This is a genomic window from Microbacterium sp. C-MGS6 (assembly GCF_058140415.1).
The window spans coordinates 1,602,394-1,623,922 of the sequence record NZ_CM176934.1; the positions used below are offsets into that span (position 1 = coordinate 1,602,394).

Sequence of the window (21,529 nt, forward strand, 5' to 3'; positions counted from 1 at the left end):
TAGAATCGAAGGGCTATGGCTACTCCGCATCCCCTCACCACGACCGCCAGCGGCGCCGACGTCCGCGTCCGCTTCTGCCCCTCTCCGACGGGGCTGCCGCACGTCGGCATGGTCCGCACGGCTCTGTACAACTGGGCCTATGCCCGTCACAACGGCGGGAAGATGGTGTTCCGCATCGAGGACACCGACGCCGCGCGCGACAGCGAGGAGAGCTTCCGCCAGCTCGTCGACGCGCTCACGTGGCTGAAGATCGACTGGGACGAGGGTGTCGAGGTCGGCGGCCCGCACGCCCCGTACCGGCAGTCCGAGCGGCACGACATCTACCGCGAGGTGATCGACAAGCTCCTCGCGACGGGCGCGCTCTACGAGAGCTACTCGACGGCCGAGGAGATCGACGCCCGCAACGAGGCCAACGGCCGCGCGAAGCAGCTCGGCTACGACAACTTCGACCGTGACCTCACCGACGAGCAGAAGGCCGCCTTCCGCGCCGAGGGCCGGCAGCCCGCCCTCCGCCTGCGGGTGCCGGACGAGGACCTCACGTACGTCGACCTCATCCGCGGCGAGGTCACCTTCCCCGCGGGCTCCTTCCCGGACTTCGTCGTCGTGCGCCCGAACGGGGTGCCGCTGTACACCTTCGTGAACCCCGTCGACGACGCGCTGATGGGCATCACGCACGTGCTCCGCGGCGAAGACCTCATGCCCTCCACCGCGCGCCAGCTCTCGCTCTACGCCGCTCTCATCGACGCGGGTGTGACGACGTTCGTGCCGCGGTTCGCCCACATGCCGCTCGTGCTGGGGGAGACCGGCAACAAGAAGCTCTCCAAGCGTGACCCCCAGGCCGATCTGTTCCTGCACCGGGAGCGCGGCTTCATCCATGAGGGCCTCCTGAACTACCTCGCGCTCCTGGGCTGGTCGATCGGCCCGGACCGCGACGTGTTCTCGCTCGACGAGTTCATCGCCGCGTTCGACATCGAGAACGTGAACCCCAACCCGGCCCGCTTCGACCAGAAGAAGGCCGAGTCGATCAACGGCGACCACATCCGCATGCTCGACGTGAAGGACTTCGCCGAGCGCACGGTGCCGTACCTCGCCGCGGCCGGTCTGTTCGACGAGCCGACCCACGAGCAGCTCGTCCTCGCCTTCCGCGCGGCGCCGCTGGTGCAGGAGCGCGTGCAGCTGCTGGGCGAGGTGCCGGGCATGCTCGGCTTCCTGTTCCGCGACGAGGTGTCGTACGACGCGGATGCGCTCAAGGGGCTGCCGGCCAACGCCGCCGCGGTGCTGGACGCCTGCGTCACCGCGCTGGAGCCGGTCGCCGACTTCACCCCGGAGAAGATCCAGGAGGCGCTCTCGACGGCGCTCGTGGAGAACCTCGAGCTCAAGCCGCGCGTGGCCTACGGGCCGCCGCGCGTGGCCATCACCGGCCGCCGCGTCTCGCCGCCCCTGTTCGAGTCGATGGAGCTGCTGGGCAAGGACGAGTCGCTGCGCCGCCTGCGCGCGCTCTCGGCGTTCCTCGCGAACTGATCCGCGACGCGCCCGAGCGGCGACACGGCACCGGTGGTTTTGGTGATCGGTCGCCGCTCGGGTAAGCTTGACTCTCGGTGCGAGGCTCCGGTTTCGCCCTTGGGGTATGGTGTAATTGGCAACACGGCTGATTCTGGTTCAGTTGTTCTTGGTTCGAGTCCAGGTACCCCAGCACTTCGAAAACCCCCGCTCCGGCGGGGGTTTTCTCGTTCCCCCGGCAGGAACGTCAGTGCTCACGCAGCTTCGAGGAAGGGCTCGTACCGGTAGCCCGCCTCGTCGAGGATCGAGACCGTGGATTCGGGGACCTCTTCGAACGCACCGGGCAGATCGTTCAGCGGCTCGGAGACGATCACGTGCGCCCGGCGACCGAAGACGCGAAGACGTTCCGCATCGGGGTACATCCGACGAAGAGTCTCGATGTCGGTGGAGTGGAAGAGGGAGCGGGAGCGTCCGGCGGTCGAATAGCGGATCGCCCACACGGTGGCGCCGTCGGAGACCGCGAAGGTGCCCTGCACCGGGAAGCGGATGCCATGCTCGTGGCCCACTCGCTCGGCCTCCCGGATGGCCGCCCGCATCCCCGCGATCGGATCGTCCTGCAGGCCGAGTGTCAGGGCGAGGTGGAACAGCACCTCGGAGTCGGTGGTGCCCTGGATCTCCGGGTAGAGGGAGGGATCGACGGCGAGAGTGAGGTCGCGTTTCACCGTCAGGAAGTCCGTCAGGCCGCCGTTGTGCATGAAGAGCCAGTTCGCGTGCCGGAACGGGTGGCAGTTGGTCTGCTGGACCGGCGGCCCGGCGGCGGCTCTCACATGGCTGAAGAACAGCGGGCTGCGGATCATGCGGGAGATCTCGCGCAGGTTCAGATCGTTCCAGGCGGGCTCCATGCTCCGGAACAGCGCGGGCCCCGGCGGCTGCCCCGAGTCCTCACGGTTCGACACCGGATACCAGCCGAGGCCGAAGCCGTCTCCGTTCACGGTCTCCGCACCGAGTGGCGAGTCCAGGGACTGCGCCACGAGCGAATGTCGCGCGTCGAGGATCACCTCCGACGGGTGCAGCGGTTCTCCCACATACGCCAGCCACCGACACATGTCGACACCTCGTCCCCGACCCGATCAGGTCTGTGCCCGACGATACGCTCGGTCGGCCTCCCCGGCGAGACCCGCGGATGGTGAACCGGCTACTCGCACTCCCCGAGGAACCCCAGATAGCACACGGCCTCGTGGGTGACGGCCGGCTCAGCATCGTCGTTCGAGACCTGGCGCGTCGCCGTCTCGGGCGTCCGGGTGAGGTGTCCGAAATCGCCGAGGGAGGCCACGTACATCCCGTCCGCGTCCTCCGCGATCATCCGGTCGATCTCGGCGCGGTGCTGGGCGCACAGGTCCGCGGCGGCGGGGACGAGGTCGACCCCGGCGCAGGCGCCCGCGTACTCGGCCTCCATGAGGCCGATGCAGTCCGTCCAGTCCTGGTCCACCGCGCACGGGCTCACGCCGTCGTCGGCGACGAGGTACTTGCCGGTCTCGTACTCCTCGCTGTGGAAGGTCTCGGGCTTCTCCGGCACGTCGACCTTGGTCCAGTGGCGTGCGGTCGTGAACGCGAACACCGTGACGATCGCGGCGATCAGCAGCAGCGCGCCCACGATGCCCAGCGTCACCCAGAGGCCGACCCGGCTCTTCCTCCCGGTGCTCTCCGAAGCGGGGAACGCGATCTCCGGCCCACCGGAGGAGACGGGTCCCTGCGCGGCCGGTGCAGGCGGCGGCGCCGCAGCGAACCCGGGCGCTGCGGCGATGGGGAGTTCGTGTCCGCCGAGCCCTGCCGCCGCGGGGGCGGGCGTCGCCGGCGCCGTGGTGGCGAGCCAGTAGTCGTACCAGGCCCGGCTCGCCTGCTCGTCCGCGGCGACCTGCTGCGCCTCGGCATCGGTGAGCACGAGGCCCCAGGCCTCACGGGTCGGTGCGTGGAGCAGGGCGGAGCGGAAGTCTTCGAACGACACGGGCATGTTCGCAGAATATCGGCTTTGTTCCCGGGAGCCCGGCGGTCATCCGATGTCCGCGGCTCCTGGAACAATGACGAGGTGATCGGTATGAGGTCTTTCTGGAACGCGTTGCCCACCGAGGGGCGCTGGCTGCTGTCGACCGTGGCGATCCAGACGCTCGGGCGGGGGATGACGCTGCCGTTCACCATCATCTACCTCCACGAGGTCCGCGGCTTCGACCTCGGGTTCTCCGGGGCGCTCATGAGCCTCATCGCGATCACGGGGCTCTTCGTCACGGGCCCCGGCGGTACGCTCATCGACCGCTTCGGCGCCCGCCGTGTGCTGATCGTGGGCCTGCTCTCGATGATCGCGGGGTGCACGCTCCTCGCCTACGCCACGCATCCCGCCGTCGCGACCGTCGCGGTCGTGCTCATCGGGGTCAACTTCGGGGTGTCCTGGCCCGGCTTTAACGCGCTCATCGCCTCGGTGGTCGACGGCGAGGTCCGCCAGCAGTACTTCGGCGTGAACTTCGCCCTCGTCAACCTCGGCATCGGCGTGGGCGGCATCATCGGCGGCTTCTTCGTCGACGTGACGGAGCCGTCGACCTTCACCACGATCTTCCTCATCGACGCGGCCACGAGCCTCATCCCGCTGGCACTGCTCCTGGGTCCGCTCCGGCACGTGCGCACGCAGGCGGAGCCCGACCCGGCGGTGACCACCGAGGGCGGCTACCGGGAGATCCTCCGTCGACCGGCGGTGCTGTGGATGACGCTGTTGACCTTCTTCTCCGTCTTCATCGGGTACGGACAGATCGAGGCGGGCTTCCCCGCCTACGCCCGTCAGATCGCCCAGGTGTCGACCGCCGTGGTCGGCATCTCGTTCGCGGTGAACACGGCTGTCATCGTGCTGCTGCAGTTCGCCGTCCTCCGCCTCATCAACGGTCGCCGCCGCACCAGGGTCATGCAGGTCATGGCGCTCATCTGGGCCGTCTCCTGGGTCATGCTCGGTGCCGCGGGTCTGCTCCCCGACTCGGTCACGGCCGCGATCGCGGTGATCGCGTTCATGGGCGTCTTCGCGTTCGGGGAGACCATGATGCAGCCGACGATCCCCGCCATCTACAACGATCTCGCGACCGACCGCACTCGCGGCCGCTACAACGCCCTCAACTCCGCCGCTTTCCAGGGCGGAGCGATCCTCGGCCCGCTCGTCGCGGGGGTGCTCCTCGGCGTCGGCGTCAGCGGGTGGTTCATCGCGGTCATGGTGGCGGGCAGTCTCGCCGTCGGCGTGCTGGCGATGGTGCTGGAGCGGGTGCTCCCGGAAGCAGCCAACGGCAGCGCCGAGCTCCATCGAACGGACGAGGTCGAGCGGACGCCGCCGGTCTAGGCTCCGAGCATGGCCCTCGAACCGCTCTTCCTCCGTCTCGACCGGATCGCGGGTGGGCGGCAGGCCGGCGTACTGATCAGCGACGCCGGCCGCACTCACCCCAGGACGGTCCGTGCCTTCACCTGGATCCTCTGGCTCCTCGTCGCCGAGCTGGTGCTCGGGGTGGGCGCTGTCCTGGTCGCGCTCGTGCTCGCCGCGGACGGGGACAGTGTGCCCTTCGCCGTGTGGATGCGCACGCTCGTGGTGCTCGCGATGACGGCGACGCTGTTCTACTTCGCGTGGCGTGCGCGCCGCGGATGGCGTTGGGCCTACCTCCGACTGCGGCTGTTCGCGCAGATCTTCCCGGTCATCACGCTCGTCATGGCGGCGATCCCCGGTCTCTATCCCGTCTGGATGGTCACCGAGCAGATCGTCTTCAGCCTGATCATGATCGGCATCGCTGACTTCCTCACCAGCGACCACATGCGGGCGGTCTTCGCGAAGGACGCCGACGCGGATAGCACGTCGGCGGGGTGAGACGCCACTCCCTTCCCGCCGAGACCGGGGTCACTCCACACTCGGAGGAGCTGCACGGCGGGAGGAGAGACGCATGGCGCGACTGGTGCGAGTGGTACCCGGTCAGGACCCGGGCTTCACGCGGAAGCGGACGAGCTCGGGATTCCGGTACGTCGATCCGATGGGGGAGCCTGCGCCCGAGGCGGATCGCGAACGCATCAGCGACCTGGTGATCCCGCCGGCGTGGCAGGACGTGTGGATCGCGGCCGACCCGCTCGCGCACATCCAGGCCGTGGGGATCGACACCGCCGGTCGCAAGCAGTACCTCTACCACCCGCTCTGGCGGGTCTCCCGCGACCGTCGCAAGTTCGTCCGCGCACTGGACCTCGCCGCGGCCCTGCCCAGCGCCCGCGCGCAGGTCACCAAGGCTCTCAAGGAGGACGGCCAGACGAAGGAGCGAGCCCTCGCGATCGCCTTCCGCATGCTCGACGACGCCGCGCTGCGGATCGGTTCGGAACGCTACCTGGCGCGCCACGGCAGCCGCGGCCTGACCACGCTCCGCCGCCGCGACGTCCGCATCGACGGCGGCGACGTCGCCCTGTCCTTCCCGGCGAAGAGCGGACAGACCGCCGCGATCGAGATCACCGACGAACCCCTCGCCGAAGCCCTCACGGATTTCGCGAGCGGCGCCTCCACCGCCTTCCTCCTGGCCTACCGGAAAGGCCGGCGGCGGGTGAAGATCACGCCCGCCGAGGTCAACACGTACCTCAAGGACGTGCTGGGGGCCAGCTTCTCCGCCAAGGACTTCCGCACCCTCCACGGCACGATCATCGCCGCAGACGCCCTGGCCCGCATCGGCGTCCTCGACCGCCGCGGACAGCGGAACCAGGCCGAGCGCCTCGCGGTGCAGGCGGCGGCGACCGCCCTGGGCAACACGACTGCCGTCGCCCGCAACAGCTACATCGACCCTCGGGTGTTCCGGCAGTACGGCCGGGGGAGGACGCTCGACCTCGACGTGACCCCGGAGACGGCGATCCGGCGGCTGCTGGGCGGGCCCGAAACGTCGCGGAAGGTCAACCGGCGCGGTGCCGGGCGGCGCGGATGAGGCCGCGGGAGCTCCCCGGCTGACCTCGGGAAGATGCCAGGATGGAGGGATGCACACCGCGAACCTGACCCGTGAGGAGACCGCGGCGCGATCCGCCGCGATCACCCTGCACCGCATCCGCGTCGAGCTGGACCTGACCGGGGCCCCGGAGCGGGCGCGCACGGGCTTCCCGACGACGACGGTCCTGGAGTTCGATGCGACGGTCCAGAGCACGTGGCTGGACTTCATCGGCGAGGAGGTCCGGCGCGTCGAGGTGAACGGGGAGGAGCGGGACGTCGTCTACGACGGGGCGCGCCTCACGATCGACGACCTCGCGGCGTCGAACGTCGTGCGCATCGAAGCGGTCGGCGCCTACAGCCGGTCGGGGGAGGGCCTGCACCGGTTCCACGACCCGGCTGACGACCGCACCTACCTCTACACGCAGTACGAGCCCGCGGACTCCCGTCGCGTGATGGCCTGCTTCGAGCAGCCGGACATGAAGGCGGAGTACACCTTCGTCATTGACGCGCCGTCCGGGTGGGAGGTGCTCTCGAACCAGTCGCCGGCCCACGTCGACCTCGGCGTCGGCGTCCAGCGCGTGCAGTTCGCCCCCACGCTGCCGATCTCCAGCTACATCACGGCGGTCGCGGCCGGCCCGTACGCCCGTGTCGACGGGGAGTGGACCAGAGACGAGCAGCGAGTGGCCCTCGGCGTGCTCGTCCGCCGCTCGCTCGTCGAGCACCTCGAGGCCGACGAGATCCTCGAGGTCACCCGGCAGGGGCTCGACTTCTTCACCGACGCCTTCGCCTATCCCTACCCGTGGGGCAAGTACGACCAGATCTTCGTCCCCGAGTACAACCTCGGCGCGATGGAGAACCCCGGCCTGGTCACCTTCACGGAAGGCTACCTCTCGCGTGGTGCTGCCACCGAGGCGCAGCGGGCCGGCAGGGCCAACACGATCCTGCACGAGATGGCGCACATGTGGTTCGGCGACCTCGTCACGATGACGTGGTGGGACGACCTCTGGCTCAAGGAGTCCTTCGCCGACTACATGGGATCGCACGCCTCGGCGGTGGCCACCCGGTTCCACGACGCGTGGGTGACGTTCGCCATGCGGCGCAAGGCCTGGGCCTATCAGCAGGACCAGCTGCCGACGACGCACCCCATCGTCGCCGACATCCCCGACCTGGAGGCCGCGAAGCTGAACTTCGACGGCATCACCTACGCCAAGGGCGCCTCGGTGCTGAAGCAGCTCGTCGCGTTCGTGGGCGACGAGGCGTTCTTCGAAGGCGCCCGGCGGTACTTCGCGGCCAACGCGTTCGGCAACACCACCCTCGACGACTTCCTCGTCGAGCTCAGCGCGGTGTCCGGCAGGGACATGACCGATTGGGCGGGCGCCTGGCTGCAGACGACGGGCGTCTCGACCATCTGGGTGGAGACCGACGCCGACGGCGCACAGCACCTCGTCCAGGACGACGTCCGTCCGCACCGCCTGCGGATCGGACTGTACGACCGCGTGGACGACCGGATCGTGCGTCGGGAGCAGCGGGAGCTGGACCTGATCGGGGAGCGGGTCGAGATCGAGCTCCCCGAGGCCGATCTCGTGCTGCTCAACGACGACGACCTCACCTACGCGAAGGCGCGCCTGGACGAGCGGTCGCTCCGCACCGTCGAGGAATCCCTCTCGGACATCGAGGACCCGCTCGCCCGGGCGCTCGTGTGGTCGTCGTTGTGGAACGCCACCCGGGACGGCGAGCTCGATGCCGCCCGTTTCGTCGCGATCGTGCGCGCGCACGCACTGCGGGAGTCGAACGGCGGTCTGCTGGCTGCGGCCCTCCTCGACGCCGCGTTCGCGCTGCGGCACTTCGTCCCCGATGACCGACGCGCCGCGGAGCAGCGCGCCTGGACCGAGACGACGTGGGCGGCACTGCAGCAGGCGGACGCCGGCAGCGACGCCCAGCTCTCCTGGGCGCGTGCGCTGGCAGCCGCCTCGGCGTTCGATGACGTCCACCACGCGGAGGTCCGGGCCCTGCTCGACGGCGACGTGCCGGAGGGCCTCGTCGTGGATCCCGATCTGCGCTGGCAGCTCCTCACAGCCCTCGTCACGACCGGTCACGCCGACGCCTCGGACATCGCGGCCGAGGAGGAGAGGGACGACACCGGCGACGGACGCACCGCCGCCCGCCGCGCCCGCGCCTCCGTCCCCGACGCGGCGGTACGCGGGGCCGCCTGGACCGCCGCGTGGGAAGACCAGTCGCTGACGAACGACCATCTCGATGCCGAGATCGGCGGCTACCGCGCCGGTGGCCGCCGCGACCTCATCGAGTCCTACGACGAGGAGTACTTCGCGCGGATCGGGACCGCGTGGACGGACCGGAGCATCGAGATCGCTCGTCGGCTGGTGATCGGGCTGTTCCCCGCCCGTTCGTCGCTGGATCTCGTCGATTCCTGGCTGTCGGCCAGCCCCGAGGCCCCGGCGGCGCTGCGACGACTCCTCATCGAGCAGCGCGACCACCTCGCGCGTGACCTGCGGGTGCGTGGCGCTCAGGGCTAGGTCGCGGCCTCCACGGTCATCCCCATCACCGTGCGCACGATCCACGGATGGGCGCGATCGTCATCGATGTGGGTCATGCCGAGCTTCTCCGCCACACCGCGGGACGCCTCGTTCGCGGGGTGGATGATGGCGGTGAGGAGCGTGGGAGCGAAGGTCCGCGCGACGAGGTCGACACAGGCGCGTGCGGCCTCGGTGGCATAGCCTCGGCGCTGGCGATCGGCGCGGACGTGGTAGCCGACTTCGAGCACGGGAGCGCCGTTCACCGACTGCCAGGTGAGGCCGCAGTCGCCGAGGAAATCGCCGTCGTGCGTCTCGATGATCCAGAGACCGTGGCCGTCCTCGCGGTAGCGCTGCTGCATCCGCGCGATCCACTCGGCGGCTTCCGCTCGCGACTTGGGCGCGGGGTAGTACGCCATGACCTCCGGATCACCCAGGAGCGCCGCCATGTCGTCGAGATCGTCCGCGATCATCTCCCGGAAGGCGAGTCGCGGGGTCGGGGCGGGCAGGAGGCGGCGTGGTCCGCTCACAGATCGATGGTGTCGCCGGGCTCGAGCACGAGGAACTCGCCGCCGCCCTGCTCGGTCGCCCACTGCAGCCGCTGCCGGTGCATGTTCTTGCCGATCACGGACAGGGTCATGTCGTGCGTGCCGAACGCCCGTCGGGGCTTCACGGCCAGGACGTAGTCGATGGCGTCCCCGATCTTGAGCCACGGGGCTCCGAGCGGCGCGGCGAGGGTGCCGACCTCGACGCCTTCCGGCACCGCATACGAGTCGCCGGGGTAGTAGAACGTGTCGTTGACGAGCACGCCCACGTTGTCGATCGTCGGGATCGAGGAGTGGATCACTGCGTGCGTGCCACCGAAGAAGCGCAGAGTGAAGGCGCCGACCTCCACGGTGTCGCCGGGGGAGACGACCGTGACCTCGTAGCCCTCCGCCGCCTTCGCCACGCCCTCCGGCCCGAAGATCGGGGTCCCGGGGGCCGCGCGGAGGATCCGGTCGAGGTGCTCCGGCGTCCAGTGGTCGGGGTGCTCGTGCGTGAGCACGATGGCGACCAGTCCGCTGAGGTCGTGCAGCGGGGCTGTGAAGGATCCCGGATCGATCAGGAGGGTGTCGTCGTTCTGGTCCAGGCGGAGGGTGGCATGTTCGAACTTGGTGACGCGCATGAGACGAGTCAACTCCTTCCCGGGGTCTGCGGCAAACGGAAATCGGCGCGCCACGCCCGGGATCTCGGGTGGACTGGCCTCGATTTGGCGCAGTGAGAATCGCCGTGGCATACTTGAACGGTTGTCGCGGAACGGAAAAGCTCCGCAAGACGGCCCCATCGTATAGCGGCCTAGTACGCCGCCCTCTCACGGCGGTAACGCGGGTTCGAATCCCGCTGGGGTCACACAACACGTCGAAAGCCCTCCGGTTCTCCGGGGGGCTTTCGCCGTTCCCGAGCGTGCGCGTCAGTCGTCCGCGCGCAGCGACAGGGTCCGGAACGCACGAGCCCGGAGCGGTACGAGCATGAGCGCCGTCATCGCTCCACCGGCCACGACGAACGGCACCCAGACGGCGGTGACCGTCGCGAGCGCGCCGAAGCCCGCCATCGCGAGCGGCATCAGGCAGTCGTCGCCGAGCCGGGTGAGGGACCCCATCCGACCGAGGAAGGCGGTGTCCACCGTCGCGGCGAAGGTCGCGCTCAGCAGCACGGAGGCGTAGCCCGCGGTGGCGCCGACGACGGTGGCGGCGACGGCCACGGTCCAGACGGGGCCGAACCCGAGCGCGACGATTCCCGCTCCCTGGACGAGGAGCGCGCCGAACCCGCTCCGCGCCTCGTGGCGCGGCCGCCATCTCGCGACCGCGGCAGCCCCCACGGCGGCGCCGAGGCCGAGGAGGCCCTCGAAGAGGCCGACCGCGGGAGCCCCCCAACCCTCGTCGTGCGCCCGCAGAGCCAGGCCGATGCCGATGGCGGGGCCCACGGCGAGATTGAGTCCGGAGAGGGCGATGACGAGAGTGCGCGTCGTGGGGTTCGCTCCGAGGTGGGCGAACGCCGCGCCGATCGCGCGCAGGGACGAGGTGCGCGGGGCCCGGGCGAGCCGGAACCGCGGGCGCAGGACGATCGCCAGGAACCCGACGACCAGGGCGAAGGTCACCGCGTTCGCGGATGCGCTCCCCGCGAGACCGGCTTGGGCGACGAGCAGGCCGCCCAGTGCGGCGCCCCCCATCGTGCCGAGGCGCGACGCCGTCTGGATGACGGCCGCGTAGGAGGGGAGATCGTCGGTGCGTACCAGCTGTCGCCCGATGGTGCCGGCGGAGGGTTCGTAGAACGCGTCGCACACCCCGAACGCCACGGCGGCGGCGAGCAGGACGGGCACGGTGGGCGCATGCGAGACCGTCCACACGGCGGCGGCGACGAGCACCCCCACACGCACCGCATTGCAGGCGATCATCACCCGGCGGGCGTCGGCGCGATCCGCGATGACCCCGCCGAAGAGCAGCACCATCGCGCGCGGAACCGTGCCGGCGGCGACGATGAGTCCGGCGACGGCGGGGGAGGCGATCTGCACGGCCGTCCACGCCAACGCGATCGTCCACACGGCGTCGCCGGCGTCGGACAGAGCCTTCACGCCGATCCACGCGTGCACCATCCGGTCACGCCGGAACGGAGGAGGACTGGTGAGCTCGAGGGGCGGGGTGAGCGCGGTCATCACGGCTCCGTGGGGAACGCGTGAGCGAAGAAGAAGACGGGCGTGCGCGCCTGGCCGTCGCCTTCGTCGATCGAGGCCTGCCAGTCCCGCACCACGTCCAGCACGCGCGCGGAGAGGTCGCGCAGTTCCTCCGGGGTCGCCCACGCGGTGGTCTCCGTGTTGGAGGCGTCGTAGGCCGCGACGGCGGGCTCCCCTAGGCGTCGGTGCCAGCGCTGGAGGCGGTCGATCTGCATGCGGATGCCCTGCCGCTGTGCTTCCCGGGCGAGAAGGGCATCGGCGGGGGAGTCGACGAAGTCCTCCACCGACCAGGTGAGGCCGCGCCGGGCGACGGTCCACCAGCTCGTGCGCCGGTCGCCGGTCGGATCGGCGGCACGCTCGACGATCCCGGCCCGCTCGAGCATCCTGAGGTGATGGCTGATGCTGCCGACCTGGCTGTCGAGCGCACGGGCGAGGGCGGTCACCTGCGAGGTGCCGTACAGCAGCAGATAGTCGTAGATGCGGCGCCGCAGCGGGTGATGCACGGCGGTGATCACGGAGATGTCTTCCACGCTCCGAAGGCTAAGCAGCGACCCGGATGCGCACAAGAGTTCTTGTATACCGCGGAAAAGCGCGGTTCCCGCTAATCCTCCCGGACGGGCGGAGCTGCGGGCGCCCGCCGCTTCCGCCGGCCGCGGCGGAGGAGCCACACGATCAGGACGACGACGGCGGCGACCGCGAGCCAGGGGAGGAGGAAGCCGACCGCGATCACCAGGGCGTTGAGTGAGACCACGAGCCCGTTCCACCCGGCCAGCAGACCGTCGCCGAAGCCGGCGGGGTCTGCCGACGCCGCGGTGCCGCTGCGGGACAGCTCCACGGTGAGCGACGACAGGGTCACCTGGTCCTCCAGCGCGGCGAGCTGCTGTTCGTACGACTCGAGCTGCGCCTGGCGATCGGTGAGCGCGACTTCGGCCTCGATGAGATCGGCGACAGTGCCCGACTGCCCCATGAGCTCCGTGAGCCGCTGCACCGACGCGCGGGTCGACTCCACGCGGGCGCGGAGGTCGATCGCCGTGGCGGTGACGTCCTGCTTCGTGACGGAGGACGACAGCACCTCACCGGTGTCGCCGAGGGCGGCGATCACCGTGGTCAGATCGTCGGCGGGGATGCGGACCGTGATCCAGCCGTACCCGGAATCCGCGGGAGCCGGTTCGGCGGGGGCATCCGACGAGACCGCTCGGCCGACCTCGGTGCTCTCGACGTAGCCGCCGTGCTCGACGGCGAGATCGCCGATGGCGGATGCAGCGTCGGCGATGTCCCGCACCTGCACCGACGCCTGGGCGGTGGCGACGATGTCACGGGCGTCCTCGGCAGACGCCGCGGCGTCCGATCCGACGGTGCCGGGAAGGGTCGCCCCTTCGACGGCGCGGTCCGGCACGGCCGAGCCCGCCTCGTCGGTCGACCAGCCCGCGGTGCCGTCCGCTGTGGATACGGACGAGCCGCCGCCTCCGACGGCGCCGAGGATCGGCGGGGTCACCAGGACCCCGACGACGAAGGCCGCCGCGATCCCTCCGGCGGTGAGCAATCGGCGTCGACGGTTCCGGGCGCGTTCGGTTCGCGGAGACAGCGGGCGCCGCTCGCTGCGGATCTCGGTGAAGACGGCCTCCTCGATCCGGGCGACGGTCGCGTCCGACAGTGGCGGGAGGCTCTCCTGCGGAGTCTGGTGGTTCATGCGTCCCTCACTTCCTTGACGGCGCCGCGCAGCTGGGTGCGCACGCGTGAGAGACGGTTCCGGACGACGGCGTGCGTCACGCCGAGCTCGTCGGCGGCGGCCTGGTACGCGTAGCCCTCGGACGCGCACAGCCGGAAGATCTCCCGGTCGAGCTCGCTCAGGGTGCCCACCTCCGCGGCGATCCTCGCGGCGAGCGCCGCCGTGATCACCTGCTCCTCGACGCTGACGACGTCCGGGAGCTGATCGTCCGCCGCGTCCGTCGTGTGCGCCTGGTCGCGACGGCGCTGGCGCAGCCGGTTCGCGGACTGGAAGCGGCAGATCGTCGCGAGCCAGGGGAGGATCGACTCTCCCTGCAGCTCCAGATCCGGAAGCTTCCGCCAGGCGACCACGAAGGTCTCCTGCGCCACGTCCTCCGCGTCGGCGGGGGAGCCCAGGATCCCGTGGGCGATCCAGTACACGGGGCGCACGTGGGCGCGGTACAGCGCGCGGAAGGCGCTCTGATCGCCGGCCGCCGCCTGGGCGGCCCATCGCTGGTCACTCGTCTGCGCGGGCATCCTGGTTCCGTTCGGTGTCTCTCCCTCGAGAGTGTCGGCGGATGACCCATCGTCTCAGCACGGCATCGGATCCGCAGCGGGTGGGGACTTCCTCTTCCGCGCGGCTCCCACCTCCGGTAGCATGGCCCGGGCGAGAGGGAGTATCCCGAATCCGCGCGTAACGTCATCACGAGCATCGACACCGCTGCTCCGGGCGCGCGCCGCACATCTGCGGGGGAGAGACTTTCGACTCATTCCCGACCCCTCGCGAAAGGTGCACAGCGCCCGTGGACATCCCCGTCTGGTTCGAGATCACGTCGATGGTCGTCCTCACGATCATCCTGATCGGCGACCTGCTCCTCATCCGGCTGCGCCCGCACATCCCCTCCACCAAGGAGTCGACGCTGTGGGTCGTGTTCTACGTGGGCCTCGCGCTGCTCTTCGCGGTGCTGCTGGGCAATGTGGGCGGATGGCAGAACGCCGGGGACTTCATCACCGGGTGGGCGCTGGAGTACAGCCTCTCCGTCGACAACCTGTTCGTCTTCGTGCTGATCATGGCGCAGTTCGCGGTGCCGCGACGTCTGCAGCAGCAGGTGCTGATGGTCGGGATCATCATCGCGCTGGTCCTGCGCGGGCTCTTCATCCTCGTGGGCGTGACGATCATCGAGAACTTCTCGCCGATCTTCTACCTGTTCGGCGCCTTCCTCGTCTACACCGCCATCCGGCAGGCGATGCCGGAGGGCGAGCACGAGGACGACGTCAAGCGCGAGAACTTCATCGTCCGGCTGCTCCGCCGTCGGATCGACATCAGCGAGACCTACGACGGCTCGAAGATCCGCACGACCGTCGACGGGACGCGCATGTGGACGCCGATGATCATCGTGTTCATCACGATCGGCGTCACGGACCTCATCTTCGCGATCGACTCGATCCCCGCGATCTTCGAGATCACGACCAACGGCTTCCTCGTCTTCGCCGCGAACATCTTCGCCCTCATGGGGCTGCGCCAGCTCTACTTCCTCCTCGGCGACCTCCTGGACCGCCTCCGCTACCTGCACTACGGCATCGCCGTCATCCTCGGGTTCATCGGCATCAAGCTGATCCTGCACGCGCTGCACGTCAACGAGCTCCCGTTCATCAACGGCGGCGAGCACGTGGAGTGGGTGCCCGACATCGACAACATGGTGTCGCTCGGCGTGATCCTCGTGTCGATGACGGTCGCGACGATCGCGAGCCTGATCGCGTCGTCCAGGGAGAAGCGCGCGGAGAAGCGCGTCGCCCCCGTCGGAGACTGAGTCCGCGCGGAGCGGGTCAGAACGACTGCAGGTTGGCCTGCAGGCCGCCGTCCGCGTACTCGCGCCGGAGCAGCCCGCGGCGGCGGAGGATCGGCACCAGCTCGTCGAGCGTGCGATGCAGGGTCACGGGGTGGAAGTCGCCCCAGAGCAGCACGCCGTCGTTGCCCCACTCACCGAGCTCCTCGACGAGATCGGCGAACTCCTCTGCGGTGCCCACGAAACCGCTGCGGTCGTGCAGCCGGCCGGTGCGGGCGAGTGCGGTGAGGTGCGCGCGGAGCGGGGCATCCTCTCCGCGGTCGCCGATCAGCCGCTGGATGCTCCCGCGGGAGACATGGGCTCCGAAGACCGAAGGGTCGAGGGGACGGTCCAGATCGAGGGCCGTGAGATCGGTCTCCAGATCACTCGACTGCTTCCGGGCGATCTGCGCGAGTGCGGCGTCGTCCGGGTGTGCGGAGGCGGCCACGATCCGGTCGGCCTCCTCGGCGGACGCCGTGATCACGGGCTGGATCGCGAAGAGGATCTTGACGTCCTCGGCACGGCGTCCCCGGGCGATCGCGGCGTCGTACACGCGCTGCCGATACTCCCGTACCGCCTTCTCGTGCAGCGGTGCGAGCGCGAGCTGGACGTCCGAGTTGGCACCCGCGAACGCCAGGCCGCGCCCCGAGCCGCCGGGGGAGACGATGGCCGGCTCCCCGTCCGTGAAGGGCAGGGCGTTCAAGGGGCCGTCGAAGTCGTAGTGCGCCCCGCGGTGCTGCACCGGGCGCATGCGGGTGCCGTCCGCATAGACGCCGGAGCCGGGATCGGCGACCAGGGCGCCCTCGTCCCAGCTCCGCCAGAGCGCGCGGATGCCGGCGAGCCATTCCTCGGCACGGTCGTACGCCTCGTCGTGGCCGAGCTGCGGGGCCGCGGAGAAGTGGCGGGCGCTGCCGGTGTCGGTGACCACGTTGAGGCCGAGCCGGTGCCCGCTCAGATGCTGCAGCGTCGCGAACTGGCGCGCCGACGTGTACGGCAGCGAGGCCGCCGGATTCACGGTCGGCACCACTCCGAGATGACGGGTCGCCTGGAAGAGGTACGGGGCGAGCAGCAGGGGATCGTGCTTCGGGCCGCCGAACGCGTGACGCACGCGCAGATCGATCGTCTCCGCCGAGCCGAGGGAGGGGCTGTCCTCGACGATCACGAGGTCGAATCCGGCCTGCTCGAGGGTGCGCGCGGCTTCCTGGTAGATCTCCGGTCGCGTCCAGTCGTAGTCCCAGTCCAGGGACGGATAGCCCCACCCCTGAGGGCCGAAGCCCCGGGCGAGGAACCACCCGAAGTGCTGCAGGCGGCTCATGCCACCGTCTCCCGGACGCTCTCGAGCACCCGCGCCAGATCCCCGATCAGGTCGTCGACGTCCTCGATGCCGATCGACAGTCGGAGCGTGCCGGGGCCCACACCGAGGATCCGGCGCTCCTCGTCGGTGCGCTGCGCATGGCTGGTCGTACCCGGGTGCAGCACGAGCGACCGCACGTCGCCGATGTGGGTCATGTGCGTGAAGACCGACACCTCCTCCACGAAGCGACGGGCCGCGGGCAGGCCGCCGCGCAGGGTGAAGGTGAAGATCGAGCCGAAGCCGCCGTCGAGGTAACGCACCGCGGTCTCGTGGTGCGGGTGCGTGGGCAGGCCGACGTAGTCCACGCTCTCCACGGCGTCATGCGCGGCGAGCCAGCGTGCGACGGCGAGGGCGTTCTGCGACTGCCGCTCCACGCGCAGGCCGAGCGTCTCGGTGCCCTGGCCGATCAGGAACGCGTTGAGGGGCGAGGGCGAGGCACCGAACCGCGGAGCCACCGACTCTCTGGCGTACCCGATGCGCGCGCGGCCGCCGTGCCGGGCGAAGACGCTGGGGGCGCCGCCCCGTCCCGGCAGCACGAGGTGCGGGGCGTTGTGCCCGGCGCGGTCGGCATCGAATCGGCCGTCATCGATCACCACGCCGCCGAGAACCGCGCCCTGACCCGCGAGGAACTTCGACGCCGAGTGCACCACGATGGCTGCGCCGTGCTCCAGCGGCCGGAGGAGCGCCGGGGTGGCCAGGGTGTTGTCGACGATCAGCGGAACGGCGATCTCGTCGGCCACCGCGCTCACCGCCGCGACGTCGAGGAAGTCGTTCCGCGCGTTCGCGAGCGATTCCGCGAACAGGGCCCTGGTCGTCGGGCGCACGGCCTCCCGCCAGGCATCCGGGTCCGCGATGTCGTCCACGAACGTCGTCTCGATGCCGAGTCTGGCGAGGTTGTCCAGGAACAGCCCGCGGGTGCCCTCGTAGATGTGGGTCGAGGAGACGATGTGATCGCCCGCCCCCACGACCGAGAGCAGGGCGGTCGTCACGGCGGCCTGTCCGCTGGCCACGAGTACGGCGTCCGCACCGGATTCCAGGCTCGCCAGCTGCCGCTCCACCGCGTGCACCGTCGGATTGCCGGTGCGCGTGTACCCGAATCCGGTACCGGTGCCGAAGTGGTCGGCGGCGTGATCGAAGTCGTCGAACTCGAAACCGGCCGTCAGGTAGATCGGCGTCACGCGGGAGGCGGCAGCGGCCCGGCCTCTCGCGGCGTGGACGGCGCGGGTGGCGAAGCGGGCGGTGTCGACGGTCATGCGGGGCCTCTCGGTCGGCGGGTGAGCAACAGAGTGTCACGGCGTGTCTCGGCGTGTCCGAGCGGTGGTAACCTGACGTCATGCGGACCGTGCTCCTTCTTAGCGGCCGCGGCGAGACCTCGATCTGAGCCCCTCCTCGTCGCGGAGTCCATCGTGGGCCGAACCGCCATCCACAGGAGACACGCCATGACCACCACCGCCGGTGCGGATTCCGCACGCCCCAGGACGCTCGCCGAGAAGGTCTGGGACGACCACCTCGTCGTCAAGGGCGAGGACGGCCAGCCCGACCTCATCTACATCGACCTGCATCTCGTGCATGAGGTCACCAGCCCGCAGGCCTTCGACGGCCTCCGCAGCGAGGGGCGGCCGCTCCGGCGGCTCGACCTGACGATCGCCACGGAGGACCACAACACGCCGACGTGGGAGATCGACAAACCCATCGCCGATCTCACCAGCCGCACGCAGATCGAGACGCTGCGCCGCAACGCCGCCGAGTTCGGCGTGCGCCTGCACTCGCTGGGGGACGCGGAGCAGGGCATCGTGCACGTCGTCGGCCCGCAGCTCGGCCTCACCATGCCCGGGATCACCGTGGTCTGCGGCGACTCGCACACCTCGACGCACGGCGCGTTCGGCGCGATGGCGTTCGGCATCGGCACCAGCGAGGTCGAGCACGTCATGGCGACCCAGACCCTGCCGTTGAAGCCGTTCAAGACGATGGCGATCACCGTCGAGGGCACGCTGCGTCCCGGCGTCACCGCGAAGGACATCATCCTCGCCGTGATCGCCAAGATCGGGACCGGCGGCGGTCAGGGCTACGTGCTCGAGTACCGTGGCAGCGCGATCCGCGCGCTCTCCATGGAGGGCCGCATGACGATCTGCAACATGTCGATCGAGGCGGGGGCCCGCGCGGGCATGGTGGCTCCGGACGAGACGACCTTCGCCTACCTCGAGGGGCGTCCGCACGCGCCGAAGGGGCAGGACTGGGACGACGCGGTCGCCTACTGGCGCACCCTGCCGACCGATGAAGGTGCCACCTTCGACGCCGAGGTCTTCATCGACGCCGACGAGCTGGAGCCGTTCGTGACGTGGGGAACGAACCCCGGGCAGGGCAGCTCGCTCTCCGCCGCGGTGCCGAACCCCGCGGAGATCGCCGACCCCAACGAGCGCGCAGCCGCCGAGCGTGCACTGGAATACATGGACCTGACGCCGGGTACCCCCCTCAAGGAGGTCCCGGTCGACGCGGTGTTCATGGGCTCGTGCACGAACAGCCGCATCGAGGACCTCCGCGCCTTCGCCTCCATCATCCAGGGCAAGAAGAAGGCCGACGGTGTGCGGGTGATGGTCGTTCCCGGCTCAGCCCGCGTGCGACTGGAGGCCGAGGCCGAGGGCCTGGACCGGATCATCAAGGACTTCGGGGCGGAGTGGCGCTTCGCGGGGTGCTCGATGTGCCTGGGCATGAACCCCGATCAGCTCGCCCCGGGGGAGCGCTGCGCTTCCACCTCGAACCGCAACTTCGAAGGACGCCAGGGCAAGGGGGGCCGCACGCACCTCGTGTCCCCTCTCGTCGCGGCGGCGACCGCCATCCGCGGCACCCTGTCCAGCCCGAGCGACCTGGAGGCCTGACCATGGAGAAGTTCATCACCCACACGGGCATCGCCGCGCCGCTGAAGCGGTCGAACGTCGACACCGACCAGATCATCCCGGCGGTGTTCCTCAAGCGCGTCACCAAGACCGGCTTCGAGGACGCGCTGTTCCACGGCTGGCGGCAGGACCCCGGGTTCGTGCTCAACCAGGCGCCGTACCAGGGGGCGTCCGTCCTCGTCGCCGGACCCGATTTCGGTACGGGTTCCAGCCGTGAGCACGCCGTGTGGGCGCTCCGCGACTTCGGCTTCAAGGTCGTGCTGAGCCCCCGCTTCGCCGACATCTTCCGCGGGAACGCGGGCAAGCAGGGACTCCTCGCCGCGACCATCTCGGAGGCGGATCTGGAGCGGTTCTGGGCCGTCATGGACGCCGATCCCGGCGCGCGGATGACGGTCGACCTCGAGGCGCGCACCGCTTCCATCGGCGACCCGACCGGGGGCGCGGAGGCCGGCTTCCAGGCCGACATCGGGATCGACGATTACACTAGATGGCGGCTCCTCGAAGGGCTCGATGACATCGGGCTCACGCTGCGCAACGAAGACAAGATCGCGCAGTTCGAGGCCCGTCGCGAGTCGTGGCGGCCGCGGACCCTTCCCGTCCAGTGAGACGGAGGGGGCGGGGGAGCCAGGGGTAACCCCGCCCCCGATGAATGAAGTGAGGCCCCGAATGACGACACCCGTGCGCGACGCTCTCTCCGACGACGTCCCCGCGCTGACCGGAGACGTCCTCGCCATCCGCGGAGGCCGTCCGCTGCGCGGACGCGTCGACGTCAAGGGCGCGAAGAACCTCGCCACCAAGGCGATGGTCGCGTCTCTGCTCGGGGAGACCACGAGCGTCCTGCGCGACGTGCCGGCCATCAGCGACGTCGCCGTGGTGCGCTCGCTGCTCGAGGTGCACGGCGTCCGCGTGTCGGAGGGCGACGAGCCCGGCTCCCTGGTGTTCGACCCCAGCGACGTCGAGTCGGCCCACTTCGAGGAGATCGACGCGCATGCGGGCGCCTCCCGGATCCCGATCCTGTTCTGCGGTCCGCTCCTGCACCGCCTCGGCCAGGCGTTCATCCCCGACCTCGGCGGCTGCCGCATCGGCGACCGGCCGATCGACTTCCACCTGGACGCGCTGCGGAAGTTCGGCGCGATCGTCGAGAAGCTCCCCAGCGGCATCCGCCTCTCGACCGGCGGGGCCCGTCTGCACGGTGCCAACATCCACCTCCCGTACCCGAGCGTCGGCGCCACGGAGCAGGTGCTCCTCACCGCTGTACGGGCGGAGGGCATCACCGAGCTGCGCAACGCGGCGATCGAGCCCGAGATCATGGACCTCATCGCCGTCCTGCAGAAGATGGGCGCGATCATCTCCTACGAGCCCAACCGCGTCATCCTCATCGAGGGCGTCGAGAAGCTCCGCGGCTACGACCACCGGTCGATCTTCGATCGCAACGAGGCGGCCTCGTGGGCCTCGGCCGCTCTGGCCACCGACGGCGAGATCTTCGTCGGCGGCGCGAAGCAGCAGGAGATGCTCACCTTCCTCAACGTCTTCCGGAAGGCGGGCGGCTGGTTCGACATCCAGGAGGACGGCATCCTCTTCCGTCGCGACGGCGACATCAAGCCGGTCGTGATCGAGACCGACGTGCACCCCGGCTTCATGACCGACTGGCAGCAGCCGCTCGTGGTCGCGCTCACCCAGGCGCACGGCCGCTCCGTCGTGCACGAGACCGTGTACGAGAACCGCATGGGCTTCACCGAGGCGCTCGTCAAGATGGGCGCCGACATCGTCGTGCACCCGCGCGGGCTGCAGGACGGCCCGCGGCGCGTGCCGCGTCGTGACCTGGAGCAGGCCGCCGTCATCACGGGCCCGACGCCGCTCCACGGCGCCGACATCGTCGTCCCCGATCTGCGCGGTGGCTACAGCCACGTGATCGCGGCGCTGACGGCCACGGGCGAGTCGAAGGTGTCGGGGGTCGACATCCTGAGCCGCGGATACGAGAAGTTCCTCGCCAAGCTCGACGCGCTCGGCGCCGACTTCGACGTCATCCGGTGAGCCC

Annotated in this window: 19 protein-coding genes and 2 tRNA genes; 11 read left to right on the forward strand and 10 right to left on the reverse strand. The window is 70.1% G+C overall.

Going from position 1 to position 21,529, the window contains the following annotated elements; all coding sequences use genetic code 11:
- Positions 1 to 15: 15 nt before the first annotated feature.
- Together gltX and AC3B5L_RS07675 are read left to right on the forward strand one after the other, a co-directional pair.
- A complete protein-coding gene (gltX, locus tag AC3B5L_RS07670; RefSeq protein ID WP_268776396.1) occupies positions 16 to 1,521 on the forward strand; it encodes a glutamate--tRNA ligase in 1,506 nt (501 codons plus the stop codon).
- Between the two features lie 100 nt (positions 1,522 to 1,621).
- Positions 1,622 to 1,693 (forward strand) — tRNA-Gln (locus AC3B5L_RS07675).
- A gap of 61 nt (positions 1,694 to 1,754) precedes the next feature.
- Here the strand turns inward: AC3B5L_RS07675 and AC3B5L_RS07680 are convergent.
- Complete coding sequence (locus tag AC3B5L_RS07680; RefSeq protein ID WP_187663942.1) at positions 1,755 to 2,606, reverse strand: class II glutamine amidotransferase; 852 nt, start codon at positions 2,604 to 2,606, stop codon at positions 1,755 to 1,757.
- Between the two features lie 89 nt (positions 2,607 to 2,695).
- Positions 2,696 to 3,511 (reverse strand): hypothetical protein, encoded by an 816-nt coding sequence (locus AC3B5L_RS07685; protein ID WP_187663943.1) that lies wholly within the window; start codon positions 3,509 to 3,511, stop codon positions 2,696 to 2,698.
- An 84-nt stretch (positions 3,512 to 3,595) separates the two neighbouring features.
- Here AC3B5L_RS07685 and AC3B5L_RS07690 point away from each other — a divergent pair, with 84 nt between their 5' ends.
- From AC3B5L_RS07690 to pepN, 4 genes are all read left to right on the forward strand, one after another.
- Positions 3,596 to 4,870, forward strand: coding sequence for an MFS transporter (locus AC3B5L_RS07690; RefSeq protein ID WP_280566348.1), 1,275 nt, complete (start codon positions 3,596 to 3,598; stop codon positions 4,868 to 4,870).
- Between the two features lie 9 nt (positions 4,871 to 4,879).
- On the forward strand, positions 4,880 to 5,386 hold the full coding sequence (locus tag AC3B5L_RS07695; protein WP_490096367.1) for a hypothetical protein: 507 nt from the start codon (positions 4,880 to 4,882) through the stop codon (positions 5,384 to 5,386).
- 73 nt (positions 5,387 to 5,459) lie between these two features.
- The gene (locus AC3B5L_RS07700; RefSeq protein ID WP_187663945.1) at positions 5,460 to 6,470 is read left to right on the forward strand and encodes a DNA topoisomerase IB; all 1,011 of its coding nucleotides are present in this window, start codon (positions 5,460 to 5,462) and stop codon (positions 6,468 to 6,470) included.
- A gap of 49 nt (positions 6,471 to 6,519) precedes the next feature.
- On the forward strand, positions 6,520 to 9,003 hold the full coding sequence (gene pepN, locus AC3B5L_RS07705; RefSeq protein ID WP_490096368.1) for an aminopeptidase N: 2,484 nt from the start codon (positions 6,520 to 6,522) through the stop codon (positions 9,001 to 9,003).
- On the opposite strand, the gene AC3B5L_RS07710 is transcribed toward pepN, so the two are convergent.
- Positions 9,000 to 9,530, reverse strand: a complete 531-nt coding sequence (locus AC3B5L_RS07710) for a GNAT family N-acetyltransferase (protein ID WP_259951696.1) — start codon at positions 9,528 to 9,530, stop codon at positions 9,000 to 9,002. The genes pepN and AC3B5L_RS07710 overlap by 4 nt on opposite strands.
- The gene (locus tag AC3B5L_RS07715) at positions 9,527 to 10,165 is read right to left on the reverse strand and encodes an MBL fold metallo-hydrolase (protein WP_187663947.1); all 639 of its coding nucleotides are present in this window, start codon (positions 10,163 to 10,165) and stop codon (positions 9,527 to 9,529) included. Before AC3B5L_RS07715 ends, AC3B5L_RS07710 begins: the two co-directional genes overlap by 4 nt.
- Before the next feature lie 151 nt (positions 10,166 to 10,316).
- On the opposite strand from AC3B5L_RS07715, the gene AC3B5L_RS07720 reads away from it, so the two are divergent.
- A tRNA-Glu gene (locus tag AC3B5L_RS07720) sits at positions 10,317 to 10,389 on the forward strand.
- A 61-nt stretch (positions 10,390 to 10,450) separates the two neighbouring features.
- Here the strand turns inward: AC3B5L_RS07720 and AC3B5L_RS07725 are convergent.
- From AC3B5L_RS07725 to AC3B5L_RS07740, 4 genes are all read right to left on the reverse strand, one after another.
- Positions 10,451 to 11,692, reverse strand: coding sequence for an MFS transporter (locus AC3B5L_RS07725; RefSeq protein WP_268776390.1), 1,242 nt, complete (start codon positions 11,690 to 11,692; stop codon positions 10,451 to 10,453).
- Positions 11,692 to 12,240: a helix-turn-helix domain-containing protein gene (locus AC3B5L_RS07730; RefSeq protein ID WP_490096369.1), complete on the reverse strand. Its 549-nt coding sequence runs from the start codon at positions 12,238 to 12,240 to the stop codon at positions 11,692 to 11,694. Before AC3B5L_RS07730 ends, AC3B5L_RS07725 begins: the two co-directional genes overlap by 1 nt.
- A gap of 71 nt (positions 12,241 to 12,311) precedes the next feature.
- A complete protein-coding gene (locus AC3B5L_RS07735) occupies positions 12,312 to 13,400 on the reverse strand; it encodes a DUF4349 domain-containing protein (protein WP_259951692.1) in 1,089 nt (362 codons plus the stop codon).
- The gene (locus AC3B5L_RS07740) at positions 13,397 to 13,954 is read right to left on the reverse strand and encodes an RNA polymerase sigma factor (RefSeq protein ID WP_187663951.1); all 558 of its coding nucleotides are present in this window, start codon (positions 13,952 to 13,954) and stop codon (positions 13,397 to 13,399) included. The genes AC3B5L_RS07735 and AC3B5L_RS07740 overlap by 4 nt, the downstream gene beginning before the upstream one ends.
- A gap of 266 nt (positions 13,955 to 14,220) precedes the next feature.
- Between AC3B5L_RS07740 and AC3B5L_RS07745 the strand changes: the two genes are divergently transcribed.
- The gene (locus AC3B5L_RS07745) at positions 14,221 to 15,228 is read left to right on the forward strand and encodes a TerC/Alx family metal homeostasis membrane protein (RefSeq protein ID WP_259951691.1); all 1,008 of its coding nucleotides are present in this window, start codon (positions 14,221 to 14,223) and stop codon (positions 15,226 to 15,228) included.
- Positions 15,229 to 15,244: 16 nt separating this feature from the next.
- On the opposite strand, the gene AC3B5L_RS07750 is transcribed toward AC3B5L_RS07745, so the two are convergent.
- Positions 15,245 to 16,558, reverse strand: coding sequence for an LLM class flavin-dependent oxidoreductase (locus AC3B5L_RS07750; RefSeq protein WP_259951685.1), 1,314 nt, complete (start codon positions 16,556 to 16,558; stop codon positions 15,245 to 15,247).
- Entirely contained in the window at positions 16,555 to 17,850 is a 1,296-nt protein-coding gene (locus tag AC3B5L_RS07755; RefSeq protein WP_259951684.1) for an O-acetylhomoserine aminocarboxypropyltransferase/cysteine synthase family protein, read from the reverse strand. Before AC3B5L_RS07755 ends, AC3B5L_RS07750 begins: the two co-directional genes overlap by 4 nt.
- A 186-nt stretch (positions 17,851 to 18,036) precedes the next feature.
- Between AC3B5L_RS07755 and leuC the strand changes: the two genes are divergently transcribed.
- From leuC to murA, 3 genes are all read left to right on the forward strand, one after another.
- Positions 18,037 to 19,473: a 3-isopropylmalate dehydratase large subunit gene (gene leuC / locus AC3B5L_RS07760; protein WP_187663955.1), complete on the forward strand. Its 1,437-nt coding sequence runs from the start codon at positions 18,037 to 18,039 to the stop codon at positions 19,471 to 19,473.
- 2 nt (positions 19,474 to 19,475) lie between these two features.
- Positions 19,476 to 20,096 carry a 3-isopropylmalate dehydratase small subunit gene (gene leuD / locus AC3B5L_RS07765; protein ID WP_259951682.1) on the forward strand — a complete coding sequence of 207 codons (621 nt, stop codon included), beginning with the start codon at positions 19,476 to 19,478 and terminating at the stop codon, positions 20,094 to 20,096.
- Positions 20,097 to 20,157: 61 nt separating this feature from the next.
- Positions 20,158 to 21,525, forward strand: coding sequence for a UDP-N-acetylglucosamine 1-carboxyvinyltransferase (gene murA, locus AC3B5L_RS07770; RefSeq protein WP_280569504.1), 1,368 nt, complete (start codon positions 20,158 to 20,160; stop codon positions 21,523 to 21,525).
- Positions 21,526 to 21,529 lie beyond the last annotated feature (4 nt).